Source organism: Pseudoalteromonas sp. S1727, from assembly GCF_005886375.1.
GTDB classification, from domain to species: domain Bacteria; phylum Pseudomonadota; class Gammaproteobacteria; order Enterobacterales; family Alteromonadaceae; genus Pseudoalteromonas; species Pseudoalteromonas haloplanktis.
In genome coordinates this window covers 55,859-71,105 of record NZ_PNDT01000009.1, presented here as the reverse complement: position 1 = coordinate 71,105, position 15,247 = coordinate 55,859, and the positions used below count along the sequence as shown (strand labels likewise).

General features: G+C 42.1%; 12 protein-coding genes. 5 read left to right on the top strand and 7 right to left on the bottom strand.

Going from position 1 to position 15,247, the window contains the following annotated elements; translation table 11 throughout:
• Positions 1–4: 4 nt before the first annotated feature.
• Positions 5–2,524 (top strand): glycoside hydrolase family 3 protein, encoded by a 2,520-nt coding sequence (locus CWB85_RS02500; protein WP_138554012.1) that lies wholly within the window; start codon positions 5–7, stop codon positions 2,522–2,524.
• Positions 2,515–3,552 (top strand): glycoside hydrolase family 16 protein, encoded by a 1,038-nt coding sequence (locus tag CWB85_RS02495; RefSeq protein WP_138554011.1) that lies wholly within the window; start codon positions 2,515–2,517, stop codon positions 3,550–3,552. The genes CWB85_RS02500 and CWB85_RS02495 overlap by 10 nt, the downstream gene beginning before the upstream one ends.
• 96 nt (positions 3,553–3,648) lie before the next feature.
• Here the strand turns inward: CWB85_RS02495 and CWB85_RS02490 are convergent, their stop codons facing one another.
• The 4 genes from CWB85_RS02490 to CWB85_RS02475 form a co-directional block, all read right to left on the bottom strand.
• Complete coding sequence (locus CWB85_RS02490) at positions 3,649–4,665, bottom strand: cupin-like domain-containing protein (protein ID WP_171038980.1); 1,017 nt, start codon at positions 4,663–4,665, stop codon at positions 3,649–3,651.
• A gap of 8 nt (positions 4,666–4,673) precedes the next feature.
• Entirely contained in the window at positions 4,674–5,399 is a 726-nt protein-coding gene (locus CWB85_RS02485) for a SapC family protein (RefSeq protein ID WP_138554009.1), read from the bottom strand.
• A 55-nt stretch (positions 5,400–5,454) separates the two neighbouring features.
• On the bottom strand, positions 5,455–7,008 hold the full coding sequence (locus CWB85_RS02480; protein ID WP_138554008.1) for a tryptophan halogenase family protein: 1,554 nt from the start codon (positions 7,006–7,008) through the stop codon (positions 5,455–5,457).
• Between the two features lie 92 nt (positions 7,009–7,100).
• Positions 7,101–10,046, bottom strand: a complete 2,946-nt coding sequence (locus tag CWB85_RS02475; protein WP_249314767.1) for a TonB-dependent receptor — start codon at positions 10,044–10,046, stop codon at positions 7,101–7,103.
• A 335-nt stretch (positions 10,047–10,381) separates the two neighbouring features.
• Here CWB85_RS02475 and CWB85_RS02470 point away from each other — a divergent pair, with 335 nt between their 5' ends.
• On the top strand, positions 10,382–10,996 hold the full coding sequence (locus CWB85_RS02470) for a fumarylacetoacetate hydrolase family protein (RefSeq protein WP_138554007.1): 615 nt from the start codon (positions 10,382–10,384) through the stop codon (positions 10,994–10,996).
• Here the strand turns inward: CWB85_RS02470 and CWB85_RS02465 are convergent.
• The 3 genes from CWB85_RS02465 to CWB85_RS02455 form a co-directional block, all read right to left on the bottom strand.
• Entirely contained in the window at positions 10,935–11,891 is a 957-nt protein-coding gene (locus CWB85_RS02465) for an ABC transporter substrate-binding protein (protein WP_138554006.1), read from the bottom strand. The two genes, CWB85_RS02470 and CWB85_RS02465, sit on opposite strands and share 62 nt — an antisense overlap.
• Positions 11,892–12,077: 186 nt before the next feature.
• Positions 12,078–13,130, bottom strand: coding sequence for an aldo/keto reductase (locus CWB85_RS02460; RefSeq protein ID WP_016708112.1), 1,053 nt, complete (start codon positions 13,128–13,130; stop codon positions 12,078–12,080).
• 13 nt (positions 13,131–13,143) lie between these two features.
• On the bottom strand, positions 13,144–13,572 hold the full coding sequence (locus CWB85_RS02455) for an acyl-CoA thioesterase (RefSeq protein WP_016708111.1): 429 nt from the start codon (positions 13,570–13,572) through the stop codon (positions 13,144–13,146).
• Between the two features lie 163 nt (positions 13,573–13,735).
• Here CWB85_RS02455 and CWB85_RS02450 point away from each other — a divergent pair, with 163 nt between their 5' ends.
• Both CWB85_RS02450 and dinB read left to right on the top strand, forming a co-directional pair.
• Positions 13,736–13,939 (top strand): hypothetical protein, encoded by a 204-nt coding sequence (locus CWB85_RS02450; RefSeq protein WP_016708110.1) that lies wholly within the window; start codon positions 13,736–13,738, stop codon positions 13,937–13,939.
• A 67-nt stretch (positions 13,940–14,006) separates the two neighbouring features.
• Positions 14,007–15,059, top strand: coding sequence for a DNA polymerase IV (dinB, locus tag CWB85_RS02445; protein ID WP_016708109.1), 1,053 nt, complete (start codon positions 14,007–14,009; stop codon positions 15,057–15,059).
• Positions 15,060–15,247 lie beyond the last annotated feature (188 nt).

Below are 15,247 nucleotides of genomic sequence, written 5' to 3'. Positions count from 1 at the left end.
AAACATGACATTAAAAAAACCATTCACACTTACAGCGCTAGTGATGGCGACCATAGCGATGAACGGCTGCTCGGGGCCTGAGCACATACAAGCGAGTAAAACTGCAAACGATGAAATTTGGCCAAAAATCACCACGGGTATTAATGATGATGCCAACATGGAGGCGGCAATTACCACGTTGTTAAATAGCATGACGCTTGAGCAAAAAATTGCACAAATGATCCAACCGGAAATTCGCGATATTACAGTGGAAGATATGCGTAAGTATGGTTTTGGCTCATATTTAAATGGTGGTGGTGCGTTTCCTAATAACGATAAACACGCCAGCGCAGCTGATTGGATAGAGCTTGCAGAAAAAATGTATCAGGCTTCTGTCGATGACTCGCTGGATGGCATTAGTATTCCAACCATGTGGGGCACCGATGCAGTACATGGGCATAACAATGTGATTGGCGCGACTTTATTTCCGCATAACATTGGTTTAGGCGCGACAAACAACTCTGCGTTGATTGAAAAAATAGCCGCAGCAACCGCACAAGAAGTGATGGTAACAGGTATTGATTGGGTGTTTGCACCCACTGTAGCTGTGGTGCGTGACGATCGCTGGGGTCGCACTTACGAAGGCTATTCAGAAGACCCTGAAATCGTGCGTGATTACTCAGCAGCAATTGTAAAGGGTTTGCAAGGCGCGGTCGATCAAGACTTTTTATCTGATAAACGCGTTATTAGTACTGTTAAGCATTTTTTGGGTGATGGTGGTACGCAAGGTGGTGACGATCAAGGCGATAACATTGCATCAGAGCAAGAATTGTTCGATATCCATGCCCAAGGCTATGTGGGTGGCTTAGGTGCAGGCGCGCAAACAGTTATGGCGTCATTTAATAGTTGGCATGGTGAAAAAATTCATGGCAGCAAATACTTACTGACCGATGTGCTTAAAGGCAAAATGGGCTTTGATGGTTTTGTAGTAGGTGACTGGAATGGTCATGGGCAAATCGACGGTTGTACAAATGGTAATTGTGCGCAGGCAGCCAATGCTGGTTTAGATGTATACATGGTGCCAACCGATGCATGGAAGCCGCTTTATGAAAACTTAATTGCTCAAGTTAAAAGTGGCGATATTGCTCAAAGCCGAATTGATGATGCGGTGACACGTATTTTACGCGTGAAAATGCGTGCTGGTTTATTTGATAAACCAAGCCCAGCGCAGCGTCCGTTATCAGGTAAAACAGAGGTTATAGGTAGCGCAGAACACCGTGCAATTGCAAAGCAAGCGGTACGCGAGTCATTAGTATTACTTAAAAATAAACAGCAGTTACTGCCTCTTTCACCAAAAGCAAATGTGCTTGTTGCGGGTTTAGGCGCTGATAACATTGGTATGCAGTCAGGTGGTTGGAGTATCACATGGCAAGGGACAGGTAACGAAAATAGTGACTTCCCTGGCGGCACATCGATTTTGGATGGTATTGAGCACACGGTTAAGCAAGCTGGTGGCCAGGTGCAGTATGACTTAAATGGTGAGTTTAAAACATCTCCAGATGTGGCCATCGTGGTGTTTGGTGAGCAACCATACGCAGAAGGCAACGGCGACTTAGATAACCTTGAATACCAACGTGGCAATAAAACAGATTTAGCGTTGTTGCGTAAGTTCAAACAAGCCGGTATTCCAGTTGTATCATTATTCATTAGTGGTCGCCCTATGTGGGTGAACGCAGAATTAAATGCCAGTGATGCCTTTGTTGCTACTTGGCTTCCAGGTAGTGAAGGGGATGCCATCAGCGATGTGTTATTTGCCAATGCTGACGGCTCTGTAAACCATGACTTTAAAGGTAAGCTGTCATTCTCTTGGCCTAACAACCCAATTGATAATGCCAACCGTGGAGACACTGAATACGCACCATTGCTGCCATATGGCTTTGGTTTAACCTACACAGACGAAAACACCTTAGCTGATGACCTTGAAGAGCAAAGCCAAGTAACGCAGCAGCTTGAAGATTTAGTGTTATTTGAACGCGCTGTAAAAGCACCGTGGAGCTTAGTATTACAAAGTGGTGAGCAACAAAAAACGATGGCAAGCAGCCGGGAAGCGGTTGGCGCTGTGAGTGTTAAAACCTTTGATAAAGACGTTCAAGAAGATGCACGTGCTATCACCTTTACAGGTGAAGAGTTGGCGGCCATTCGCTTAATGGCGGCGTTTCCATCAGATCTACGCTCTTTTGTTGAAAAACAAGGGCAGCTACAAATGCAGGTCAAAGTGGATAAAGCAGGCGCAAGCCCGCTGTGGTTAGGTATGCAGTGTGGCGATGATTGCCAAGGCAAGTTCGATATCACTGAGCAATTAAGTAAAAACGCACAGTGGCAAACATTGAACATTGATTTAGCCTGTTTTGCTCAGCAAAATGTGAACCTAGGGCAAGTGTTTTCACCGTGGCAGTTAAGCACACAAGGGGATTGGCAGTTGTCTATCGCTAAGTTAATGATAACAACTGAACGTACACCAGAGTCGGCTGTGGTATGTCAATAAAAGCTCCGCTACTCCTGATGTTGGCAAGCGCACTTAGCGCTTGCCAACAAGTAGAGCAAATTCGGCCTGTAACCGCAAGCATCGGTGAAGGCTGGCAGCTGGTGTGGCAAGATGAATTTAATGGCTCACAAATTGACTCACAAAAATGGTCCCATGAAGTAAACTGTCATGGTGGTGGCAACGACGAAAAACAGTGTTATACCGCACGAGCCAAAAACAGTTTTGTTGAGCAAGGATTGTTGCATTTAGTCGCCCATAAAGAGCAATACACGGGTCCTAAATTTAATCGTGATGACGTTAATAGTGATGCAGAGCGAGCACTTACTCAGACCCAGTCATTTACCTCTGCGCGGTTACGCAGTAAAGGTTTAGGGGATTGGCAATATGGCCGCTTTGAAATTCGCGCAAAACTGCCAGCAGGGCAAGGTGCATGGCCTGCAATTTGGATGTTACCTACTGATTGGGAGTATGGTCGTTGGGCCTCTTCAGGTGAAATCGATATCATGGAAGCGGTGAATCTTAAAGTACCAACAGATGATAAAACGGCGCCAACTGGTACGCTTGAGAGCCGTGTGCACGGTACTTTGCATTACGGTGGTCCAGCCCCTAACAATGTTTACAGTGGCACAGCGTACACATTTGCTGCTGATCAAAACCCAGCTGATATGTTTCATGTTTATGCTCTAGAGTGGCAGCAAGATGAAATGCGCTGGTATGTGGATGATATTCACTTTGCCACCTTCAAAAGTGAACAGTGGTATTCAGTCAGTGAACAAGCTGATGGTACGTTACTAAAAAATTCAGGTTTTGCACCTTTTAATAAGCGCTTTCATATGTTGCTGAATTTCGCGATTGGCGGTAATTGGCCTGCAAACGTGAATGAAAAAGGCGTGGATGAGAGTGGCTTTGCAAAACAAATGCTGGTGGATTATGTGCGGGTATTTGAATGCAGCGTTAACCCTGAAACGGGCAAAGGCTGCGCAACGTATCAAGATTCTGCTAAGCAGATTATACCCAAACGTCTTTAAGTTATTTGGGTCTTTAGCCTGCAGTTACATCGCCGAACTCGTTGTAATTGCAGGCTTAAGACCCATCTTATTAACACCAGAAACCACCAGCCAACCTTAACGATTTAACTTCTGTAATAGTAACTGGCGAATCTTTCGTGCAGTGAGTTCATCTACTTTCCCAAGTATGCCTTTTACATTATCGGGTGTGTGTTCACCAAGCTCAACATTGTCATTAAAGACGTAATGATTAAACAACTGCTGCCAGTTCGTTTTATGATTTGCGGGCAAATCTTTAATCGCGAGCATGCTGTGTAGCAGCGCATCAAATGGATTGGCTAAATGATCAGGGGCTTGACGCCACCAATAGTTAACCAGCACGTTGAATACGCTTTGAGCGCTAACATGGTGCCACCAAAGTGCAGGAATGAATATGCCATCACCCGGTGTTAACTTTGCGATCTGCGCGCTATTTAGTGCCTGTTTAAAGCGGGGGAAACGTTCAAAATCTGGGGCTGTAAAATCAACTAAACTGACGGCTTGTCCTGCAGGAGTGAATTCTAACGGGCCTATATATAAGTTATCTACTTGCTCTGGGGCGAACAAAATAAACTCACGACTTCCTGCGCCAACGCAAGCAAGATTATCGGCATTATCATAATGGGCGGCAATTTGGCTGTGATTACCTACCCACAAGCTTTTTAAACACTTATGGGCTGTGACCTGTAACGGGTTGTAACGATTAAAATCAGGGGCACAGTAATCACACGCTGTTGATCCCATGTAGTAAGAGTCTGGCTCAGTTATTGCTGTTACTTGCTCTAATTGCTCAAGTAATTCAACTAAGTTACTGACATATTGGCTAAAGTTAAAACCATCCATTTGAACATTGTAAAAGTAGCGCCCCTGTTCTTGAGCTGGGGCTGAAAATGCTCGCACTGGTGAGTTGCTAGCAAGGCTTTTTAAATAACTTAATGCCTGCTGATTACTTTGTTTAGCTTGTTTTACCATAGGCCAGAGCGCACAGACGTCCTTGATCACAATAGGCGCTGTTTGCTCAGCCAAAAAGGCAGGCAAGTCGTTAATTTCATCAATATGGCATTGCCTAACTTGCTGTTTTATTTGTTGCGCCACGCTTTGCATTACTGCTGTGCCCACTTTTTATTAAGTAAGCTAGGAATTTGTTCAAGTGACGCAATCGCCATATAAATAGCCTGTAAATAACCACTGCACTGTAAAGTTTGTAATTGTTCACTAGTGAGGGTATTTAAGGTTTGTTGATTAATCGTATAAAAACCACCGACAGTGACCTTATCAGCATTTTTTTGTTGGTACTCAATTGTAAATGCTTCAATTAAATTAAGCTCAAGGAGTTGTGCAAAAAATGCAGGCAGCGCTTGGTTCTCAAGGTGAAGGGTATTCAGTACTTGGGCTATATGGCTTAAGTAATCGCTATTGCCGCCATGCTCTAAAAAGATATCTTCACCATGCTCTAGGTTAATCCGAGGGCTGTCTAAATCAATATGCACCACTAAAGATTGCTCAGGGATACCTTGGTTATAGTGAGTTTGTTGGCCGATTAAAAAAGGTTGGCGCTGCATACTCAATGGCAAGTAGTTGAGCGTTAAGCTACCTTGTGCATCAAGTAGCAAGTTTTCACTATTTTCAAAGCCAAATAAGGCCAGTGCTTCAAACTGCCCCGATTGAGGATGCTTACGAAATACGATGGGTTGATTCGCCTGCACTTTAGTGAATTCGCTCGGGTAAATAGGTGTACAGCTGATGTTATCGCCCCATTTAGCTCCACGTTCGGTGATCACTTTTAACGCTTTGTGGCTAATATTATCAAGTAAAACATGGTTGGCCATGTGGCCTCCTGATCTTCAATATAGTTAATTCAATTGGTTCAGTTAAACCCTAAAGTTAAATAGGCTGTAAACCAAATTTTTTAATATGTTCAAGTAACTGGCGGTTAGTAGGTAAATTGGCTAACCCTTGCTTCGCCGTTTGCTGATTATTTGTAAAGTGCTCAATAATGGCTGCTGGCATGTTCATCTGAGGAAATTCGGGGAGGTGTTTCATGCCGTATAAAACAAATTGATAACTCGCCGCTGAAAACACTTCTTGGGCACGGTCAAAATCATTCAACCAAGGGCTTTGATATTGCCATAGAGCCAGATTATCAAGCAGGGATTGTGGTATTGTATTGGTATTTCTATGCGCTTGCCAATAGTCGCCGCTGCGTTTTGATAACACATAATGCAGCTTTAAAAATTCAATGATCCGTTGCCACCGATAATGGCATTGCTGATCAAAGCGCTTGCTCAGCTGAGGCATCGCATTGCGATGGGTTGGAAAGTTTGCCAATAAAGTATTTAAGCTTAGCTCTACCATCACCAGCGCAGAGGCTTCCAGTGGTTCGATAAAGCCTGCTGACATACCAATTGCAATACAGTTTTTAAGCCAAAACTGTGTGCGATAACCAGGTTTAAAGCTCAATTCACGAATGGTTAATTGGCTCACATCAAGCTCATGTTGTGTAGTCTTTAAATAACTAATTAGCTTATCTTTAGCCCCTTGGGTTGATTCATATTCACTTGAATAAACCATGCCAACACCACGGCGAGTTTGTAAGCCTATATCCCAAATCCAACCTGTATCTTGTGCTGTAGCTTTAGTGTATGACACTATTTCTTGTTGGTCATCAGCATATGGCACCTGGACGGCAACAGCGCGATCATTAAACAGAATATGATCTTGGGTTTGCAAAGGAATTTTGTAGTGCTTATCAATTAAACGGCTATGATGCCCTGAGCAATCAATAAATAAGTCACCACTTATCAAGCCATGATCGCCAGTACTCACTGCATTAATATAACCATCGTCATCGTTAATCACCTCATCAACATGACATAGCAGGTGAGTTACATTGAGTTTATCGACACAGTGACGCATTAATAGGTGGGCGAATTTTCCAGCATCTAAATGATAACCATAGTTAGCTTGTGCTTGATAATCGCTGTGTAAATGCGTTTTTGGGGCTTTGTGGTGATCGCAAAAGTAAGTTTGACTGGCTACCGCATGGCTAAAACTTACCGCTTCGTGTTGAGCAAACCAATAAGGCGCTATATTGATGTTTTGATAGCCAACGGGAAGGCTAAATGGATGATAGTAGTATTCGTTACTTTGACCGCTCGTTGGATCATCGCACCAGCCATCAAAGCGTGAACCTTGTTTAAACGAGGCATCACATTCACGTATGAACTGTGTTTCACTGATACCAATGGTTTTTAAGGTTTTACGCATGGTCGGCCAAGTACCTTCACCCACGCCTAAAGTGGCCACATCGGGCGATTCAATAAGGGTAACTTTAGCATTGTGAGTTAGGTGGCTTTGAGCCGCGATAAGCCCTGCGCTAAGCCAGCCTGCACTGCCGCCGCCAATGATAACGATGTGGTTTATGTCGTTTTTACGCATTAGATCGACTCGTTACTTAAATTTCATGTATTGAAATTAACATATTAAAGAAAAAAAAAGCCGCTTTGCAGCGGCTTTTTGACAACAAAATGCTAGAAAGCGTAGCGGAAGCCAATGTTGTAACGAGCACCGTATTGGTTAGCACGTAACAACTGCTCAGAGTAACGAACATACGTTCGTTGTGTTTCGTCTGTTAAGTTAAGGCCTTCAACAAACACCGTTAACTGCTCATTTACTGCGTAGTTAACATTGATATCCCACTGACCATAAGACTCAGTAAAGATAGGCGATGAATGTTGATCAAAACCAGTTAAGAACTCATCACGCCAGTTATACGATAGGCGAGCAGATAAACCGTTTAAATCATAAATTGCAGAGAAGTTAGCCGAATCACTTAATCCAGGTAAAGCGAATTGATAACCGACAGCATCACGATCAGCTTCTACATCACCAAATACGAAAGTGGCATTAGCAACTAAACCAAAACCGGTATCGCCAAACATATGCTGTGCAGCAAGCTCCCAGCCCCATAAGTTACCTGTTTCGACATTGGTATCGCGGGCAACATCAAAAATAGCGAGTGGATCCGTCGCTGTGCCTGTGATGCCGGTACCTTGTTCAGTGCCTTGGTTTTCATTGATTTTGTCATGAATTGCTTGATCAGACGGTGTGATCCCTTCGGCTGCTAAGTCTTCACGTGCTTGCTCTGCGCGCTCACCAATAAATGGGTCACGAATATCGCCCATGGTTTCTTGAGTTGTTACGTTAACAATGAAATTTTCAACTTGTTTACGGTAATAACCCGCCGACATATAGCTGCCTTCACCATAATAATACTCAAGTGATAAATCGATGTTATCAGACACAAAAGGTTTTAAATCTGGGTTACCTACAGCCACTTTACGCTGGCCGACTTTAGGGTTACCTAAAAATGAAGTCGTTGAACGTAGAGAGTTTATTGGAGGACGAGCCAGTGTGCGGCTGTAAGAGAAGCGCGCCATCACGTCTTGCGCAACTTCAACATTTATATCTAAATTTGGTAAGAATTCGCTGGTGCTACCTTCACCATTTGAGAACGTTTGTTCACCAAAATTATATGACCATTCGTTACCATTAACCCAAGTCATACCTGCCGCTGGTTTTTCTAAACTTTTTGATTCAACATCTGTTTTCTCATAACGTAAGCCAACCGCCATGGTGACGTACATATCGTTAAACTCTGTTTCAAAGTTTGCTTGCGTGTAAAATGAGAGTGTTTTCTCGCTAACGCGGTGATCATTATCAATTGGACCAGATTGCACTTGACCATTTACATCAGCAGGCCAGCTACATGCACCAATACCGCCATCTGGGTGGTCGCAATCAATACTTTCTGCAATGGCTACAATCTCATTAAAATCAGCATCGTAGTAGTAGTTAAGTAGTTTGTCGCTACCACCACCTGAAAAGCCATCGAGTAAACCTGAACTATCAACACGAGTAAATAAGCTATCATCGTACCAATCTGCAGAGTTTAGCCACCAACCAGCTGCTAACTGCTCTGAGTAGGATTGCGTAGTACGAAACTCAATTTTTGTATGTGATACACCAAAATTAATGCTTGAAAGGGCGCCACTGTTTTCGTTATACCAAGTACTCTTAAGCTGATATTGATCAAGGTCGTTGGTGTTTGTATCTTTATTAACTCCAGCAAACAAAGTTCCCATATCACTTGGTAGTATTTCTGCTTGGCCATTAGTTAAAGTCATATCGATAAGTGGAATTTCGCCTTGACTAAAGTCTGCCATTTTTTCATCGATATTGACTGTTGGGTTTTCACACCAATCACATGATGTGTTACCTATGATCATAAATGCATCGTGGCCAATACCAACACCTGCGCTTTCGGCAGAGGAGTTATGGGCATCAAACTCAATGTTGAAATTGTCAGTCACTTGCCAATCAAGGTTTAAACCTAACGATTTATTTTCGTTGGTGGTTGCACCGCGATTTAAGTTAGTTGAATAGTCACCACCAAACTCACTTACTTGCGTGTACGTACCATTTTCATTGATGTTTGCTGAATTTACGTTACCACCGTTATTGAACCACACACCAAAACTGCGGCCATCTTTTTCAAACTCAAGTTTTGAATAAGTGTAATCAAGCGTTGCGGTAAGCTTTTCAGAGGGGGCGTATTGCAGTACTAGCTGACCATTGGTGCGTTTACGGGTGTTGTCTGAAAATGCATAACCGGCATTTTGTGGATACCAAGTGGTGCCATCCGCACGTTGGTTATTATCGGTGAGTGATAAGCCTGGTGATGCTGAAATATCCACATTTGGGATCCAGTTATCAACCGCCATTGATTGCTCGCGGTTGTCGCGCTCTTGAACTGAACCTGAAATTAAAATACCAAATTTGTCATCATTAAATGTGTTGCTATAGATACCTGAATATTCTGGAGTAATATCTTTGCCAGTTTCATTAGATGTGTCGTGTACTGCTTTGGCACCAACCGAAGCATGTAAGCCTGGATTAGATAATGGTTTTGCGGTACTGATATTAACGGTTGCGCCAATACCACCACTTGGAATATCTGCGCGGGCTGTTTTATAAACCTCAACACCACTCACACTCTCGGTTGCGATGTCTGCGAAGTCGAATGAGCGGCCACCGGTAGTTGGCATTTGGCGGCCATTTAGCGTGACTAAGTTAAACTCTGGGCCAAAACCACGTACAGTAATTTTGCTGCCTTCACCGTTACTACGGTCGATTGATACACCTGTGATCCGTTGCAGCGATTCAGCAAGGTTAGTATCAGGGAATTTACCAATGTCTTCTGAGGTGATTGCGTCTACAACACCTGCTGATTGGCGCTTAATATCCATAGATTTCACTAAACTGCCGCGAATACCTGAAACTTGAATAACTTCTATATCGGTTTTTGCTGTGGGCTCTTCTTCGGCAACAGCTGTATGGGGAATTAGCGCACTTAAACCCATAGCCATGGACAGGCTAATAGCAAGCTGCTTTTTCTTGAAATGTGTGTGGTTCATGCAAATCTCCAGATCTGGTTTTTATTGTTGCGTATAATGTAAGCGCTTACATTTAGTTATAAAAAAAACCGCCGAACCCGATTTTATTTATGTAACCGCTTACATTAAGTTAGTAGAAAGTAAAACAATCGTCAATAGTTATTAGTTTTTGTACCCACGGTTAATTGGTATGTTTATGTTATTATTAGAAATATTAAACAATAATTGTATGCTTATTAGCTGTTCAGCTGCGGTTTAAGTGGCAAATATAGAGATTATTGTATGATAATGCTTGTTAATAACCTTAATTTGTTACCACTATTAGCGACACGATACGTGCATGAGGAAAATTTGAAATGAATACTGTTAAAGTTGCGGGGCAACGAGTTATACCCAATAAAATTATCTGTATTGGTCGTAATTATGCTGCACACATTGCTGAGCTGGGGAATGAAACCCCTAGTGAAATGTTGTTATTTACAAAACCAAACAGTGCTATTAGTGAACAGTTGCATAGTCAACATAATCAAGACATCTTACATTTTGAAACTGAACTGTGTTTTATTGTTAAAAATAATCAACTCAGTGCTGTAGGCCTTGGCTTAGACTTAACTAAACGAGCAGTGCAAACACATTTAAAAATGAAAGGCTTGCCATGGGAGCGAGCGAAAGCGTTTGACGGTTCGGCATTATTTAGCGAGTTTGTGCCAATTAATAGTGCACAGCAATTATTTAGTTTTAAACTAATGATTGATGGTCGTATACAGCAACAAGGTAATTGCGAGTTAATGATCCATAAAGCAGATGCCATCCTAACGGAAATTAGCCAATTTATGACCTTGCAAGATGGCGATATTATAATGACAGGCACCCCAGAAGGGGTTGGTGAAGTCAGCAAAGGCAGTGAGTTTATTGTTCAGCTTTATTTGGATTCTCAACGGCTGCTGGAGCAGCATTGGCTGGCCGATTAACGTTTAATATTTGCTGCTGATAGTGGGTGATAAAGTCAGGAAAAGTCGATTCAAGCCACTGTCTTTGTGATGCTTGGTATTGAACTGATGGTAAAATAGTGTGCTGTAATACTTGGTTAATTTGCTGAAGCGCATTATTAGCAAAGTTATTTGGCGCGTTTGAAGAGCAGCCGACAGCTCCTAAAACTAAGTTACTTTGGTGATTAGCAATGGGTAACGCAACCACATTACTTAACTCGCTAAAGCGGTTGTAATAATCAGCTAGAAACGGATAGTCAATTGTGTAATCAATATAGCCGTGGTTAAGTCGTGCAATCACGGCTCTACTTTCGTTTTCGCTGCTCCAGCTCAACGAAGCATTTTCGTAGCTTTTAGTATTGCGGGCTATTTCATTTATTTCCTGAGTAAACTTTCTTGCGGCGGTTTGACCAAAAATAAAGTGTGTGTCGGTGAGTAGATTAATGAGTTGTACAGGATCACCATGACGTAAGCTAATTGCCTCAGCGTTTGCTGGGGTTGTTATTATATTGAACGGCGGATAAACCGTCGTTGGCATTGAGTAGGTTACTCTGTCAGTGCTTTTTTCCCGGTGGATCATACATGGGTAGCAAGCCATTTGTCCTTCATCTAAATACTTACCGATACGCTTTTGAGGTAGCAATAAGCGGGTATGTTTTATATTGGGTAATGTTTCAATAAGTTGTTCAATTAAATAATCGCATAAACCGCCATCCGGTGCGTGTGCACTTTTCTTTAAATGGAACGGTGCTGTATCGCTTTGCAGCCAAGTGATTTCGCTAACCGTATTATTTGCTGCGGCGTTAGCACTTGCCAAGAAGATAAGGAATATGCTGATAAAATGCCATTTCGCCAACAGAGTGTTATTTGTTTGCATATTGATACGTTATTTAGATGTACAACTATTTGATTACCATGCTACTAAAGTAACTAGTTATTTAATAGTGGTTATTTTATTGTTTGCTTTGCTTGCAGCCCAGCTTTATACCTAAGCCCCTGTGAAACGCTAAATTCTGCATCTTGAGGTAGTTTGGGTAAATAACCAAAAGCTGGGCTTTTTTGTTTAGAATGGCATTGGGTATTGTCTAAATATTGCATCAATATCAGTGAGTGCTTGCTCACTTAATTCGATATTAAATGCGTCAATGTCTTCTTTTAATTGCGCTAAACTGGTTGCACCTATAATTGATGAGGTAACACCATCAACTTGGTCGCACCATGCCAGCGCCAACTGTGCTGGGGTTAATTGATATTGTTTGGCAATTTCAACGTAGTGACTAATTGCTTGCTGCGATTGTGCTGTATCTCGGAACAAACCGTTACGTTGCACTAAGGTCCAGCGGCTTCCTTGCGGGCGAGCGCCATTTAAGTATTTACCCGTTAACATACCGCCTGCAAGTGGTGACCATGGCAGATAGGCAATATCTTCATGAATACATTGCTCGATTAAATAAGGCCAATCCTTGGCGTGCAATAAGCTAAACTCATTTTGAATCGATACCATGCGCGGTAAATTGTGCTGCTCACTTAAGCGTAAAAACTGGCTAATCCCCCAAGGAGTGTCATCAGAAAGGCCGCAATGTTTAATTTTTCCTGCTTTAACACAGTCATTTAACCCTTCAAGAATGTCTAACATACTTGCAGTCTGCTGCTGTGTGTTGGCATCACTAAAGCGGATCATACCTGGCCATTGCTTGCTAAAGTGCGGGGATTGGCGATTTGGCCAATGTAATTGGTATAAATCAATGACATCGGTTTGTAGGCGTTTTAATGATTCATCAACGGCGCTGATCACGGCTTGGCGCGTAATATCTCCACCATCACGCACCCAAGATAGACCATTACCGGCTATTTTAGTTGCCAGTACAATGTCATTGCGTTTATTTGAATTACGCGATAACCAGTTCCCTATGATTTGCTCTGTTTTGCCGTAAGTGTCAGGTGTGGGGGGGATCGCATACATTTCAGCGGTATCAATAAAATTAACGCCTTGATCTAGGGCATAGGCAATTTGCTCATCGGCGTCAGCTTGATTATTTTGCACGCCCCACGTCATGCTGCCTAAGCACACGCGTGACACATTGATGCCACTCCTACCAAGAGGGTTATAACGCATAATGATTCCTTATTTAATTTTGCGAGTAGGTTTTAAGAGCTGCTAAAAGAGGCTCGCTTAAATTGGCTTTTTTGCCAGTTTTAAAGTTGAACATCACCACTTGCGATGAGCCAATAGTTGTTAACGCGTTTTGTGCTTGGCTAAACACGTTGTAATGCATCATAAAGCGATCAGCTTGAATGTCGCTAATTGTGACGCCTACCAGCACTGTATCTGGAAAAGTAACTGGGCGCTTATAACGCGCGTTGTTTTCGCTGATCACAGGTCCCACACCGGTTTTTTGTAGATCTTCGAGTAAATTAATTTGATTAAAAAAATCAATTCGGGCGGTTTCAAAATAACGGAAATAAACGACATTATTAACGTGTTGTAAGGCATCCATTTCACCCCAAGCAACATTAATTTTGGTGTGAATAGGGTGTTGTTCTATAAACGATTGCATAAACAAACTCGATTACTGTAATGAACGCTCAGGTTAGCAATATGCTGCTTTTAGCTCAAGAAAATTAGAAAAATCACCAAAACATGCTAACTTTAGTAGTTCACGCTTACGTAAACGATAGATATAGTTTGGCTATATTTTTGATGATTTAAAGGAGCAAATTATGAACGTGGTTGCAGCAAAAATTACAAAATGGTTGGCCCTGCTTGCACTGTTGTGTTTAGCAATTACTTGCTACGCAATGGGAAATGCCTCGGGAGCAATAGCTTTAGTTATCCTTGGTTTTGTCTTTGAAGGAGTATTTTGGTTATTTGGTCATAAATTATTTTCACGCAAAAAAAGTATAGAAGAACAATCCCCCAGCTGATAACTTGCTAATAGGGTAAAGTTAATTAATAATAACTGTTTATATATACAGTTGTTTGGTTTTGGAAATGAAAAAGTTTATTCATATCGACATGGATTGCTTTTATGCCGCGGTAGAAATGCGCGACAATCCAGCGTTAGCTAATGTACCGTTGGCTATAGGTGGTAATAGCCGAAGAGGCGTATTGTCGACGGCCAATTATATTGCTCGTGAATACGGTGTGCGCTCGGCGATGTCAAACTATCATGCTAAACAACGCTGTCCTGATTTAGTGATTGTGCCTGGTCGCATGCAAGTATATAAAGCAATCTCCCAACAAATTCGTGCCATTTTTCAGCGTTATACCGATTTAATTGAGCCCCTTTCCTTAGATGAAGCCTACCTTGATGTCACCGACAGCACAGCATGTAAAGGCAGTGCCACGTTAATGGCTGAGCAAATACGTGCCGATATTTTTGCGGCAACGGGTTTAACCGCATCGGCGGGTGTGGCGCCGATAAAGTTTATTGCCAAAATTGCCAGTGATGAAAATAAACCAAATGGTCAATTTGTGGTGTTACCTGAGCAAGTTGATCAGTTTTTAGCACAATTACCTTTAGGTAAAATACCAGGGGTTGGTAAAGTCACTTTAGAGAAACTCAATTTAAAGGGCTTATATACAGGTGCAGATGTGTGCGAAAAAGGCGTTAATTGGATGCAACAGCATGTTGGTAACTTTGGCGTTTCCTTGTATCAAAAATGTGCGGGCTTATATATAGGCTCCGTATCGACGGAGCGAGTGCGTAAATCTTTAAGTGTTGAACATACCTACGAATACAATAAAACCAGCTTACAAGAGTGCCTAGATCAGCTACCTATTTTGCTAGAGGAACTGACTCGGCGGTTAACAAAACAGCAATTACAACAGCGTATCAATAAACTCAGTGTGAAAGTTAAATTTGCTAATTTTGTGGTGACATCGGCAGATCAGTCCTATCATCAAATTGACACGGCTATATTTACTGAACTGTTAAGCAAAGCGTATCAACGTGGTCAGCAGCAACCGGTACGATTACTGGGTATTGGGATTGGTGTAAAAAACGAGCCGCAACAGCACCTTCAGTTAAGTATATTAGACTAAAGGTTTAGAGTGTTTTTTGCTCAAACCTTGCTAGTGTAGAAAATGAACAACACACATTTATATAATCAACCTGGACTCTGGATAGAGGTTTACTAATATATTGATTTAAATTCATAAATATTAGTCACAGTCTCCAGCTGGAAATAAATTTATTATCCAGAGCTTAGGTTAACAATAAGAGAGAGAGC

What these genes read in the sequence shown, in the direction of transcription:
- CWB85_RS02500 (WP_138554012.1), top strand. Translation starts at nt 5, where the DNA reads ATGACATTAAAAAAACCATTCACACTTACAGCGCTAGTGATGGCGACC.
- CWB85_RS02495 (WP_138554011.1), top strand. Translation starts at nt 2,515, where the DNA reads ATGTCAATAAAAGCTCCGCTACTCCTGATGTTGGCAAGCGCACTTAGC.
- CWB85_RS02485 (WP_138554009.1), bottom strand. Translation starts at nt 5,399, where the DNA reads ATGGCCAACCATGTTTTACTTGATAATATTAGCCACAAAGCGTTAAAA.
- CWB85_RS02480 (WP_138554008.1), bottom strand. Translation starts at nt 7,008, where the DNA reads ATGCGTAAAAACGACATAAACCACATCGTTATCATTGGCGGCGGCAGT.
- CWB85_RS02475 (WP_249314767.1), bottom strand. Translation starts at nt 10,046, where the DNA reads ATGAACCACACACATTTCAAGAAAAAGCAGCTTGCTATTAGCCTGTCC.
- CWB85_RS02470 (WP_138554007.1), top strand. Translation starts at nt 10,382, where the DNA reads ATGAATACTGTTAAAGTTGCGGGGCAACGAGTTATACCCAATAAAATT.
- CWB85_RS02465 (WP_138554006.1), bottom strand. Translation starts at nt 11,891, where the DNA reads ATGCAAACAAATAACACTCTGTTGGCGAAATGGCATTTTATCAGCATA.
- CWB85_RS02460 (WP_016708112.1), bottom strand. Translation starts at nt 13,130, where the DNA reads ATGCGTTATAACCCTCTTGGTAGGAGTGGCATCAATGTGTCACGCGTG.
- CWB85_RS02455 (WP_016708111.1), bottom strand. Translation starts at nt 13,572, where the DNA reads ATGCAATCGTTTATAGAACAACACCCTATTCACACCAAAATTAATGTT.
- CWB85_RS02450 (WP_016708110.1), top strand. Translation starts at nt 13,736, where the DNA reads ATGAACGTGGTTGCAGCAAAAATTACAAAATGGTTGGCCCTGCTTGCA.
- dinB (WP_016708109.1), top strand. Translation starts at nt 14,007, where the DNA reads ATGAAAAAGTTTATTCATATCGACATGGATTGCTTTTATGCCGCGGTA.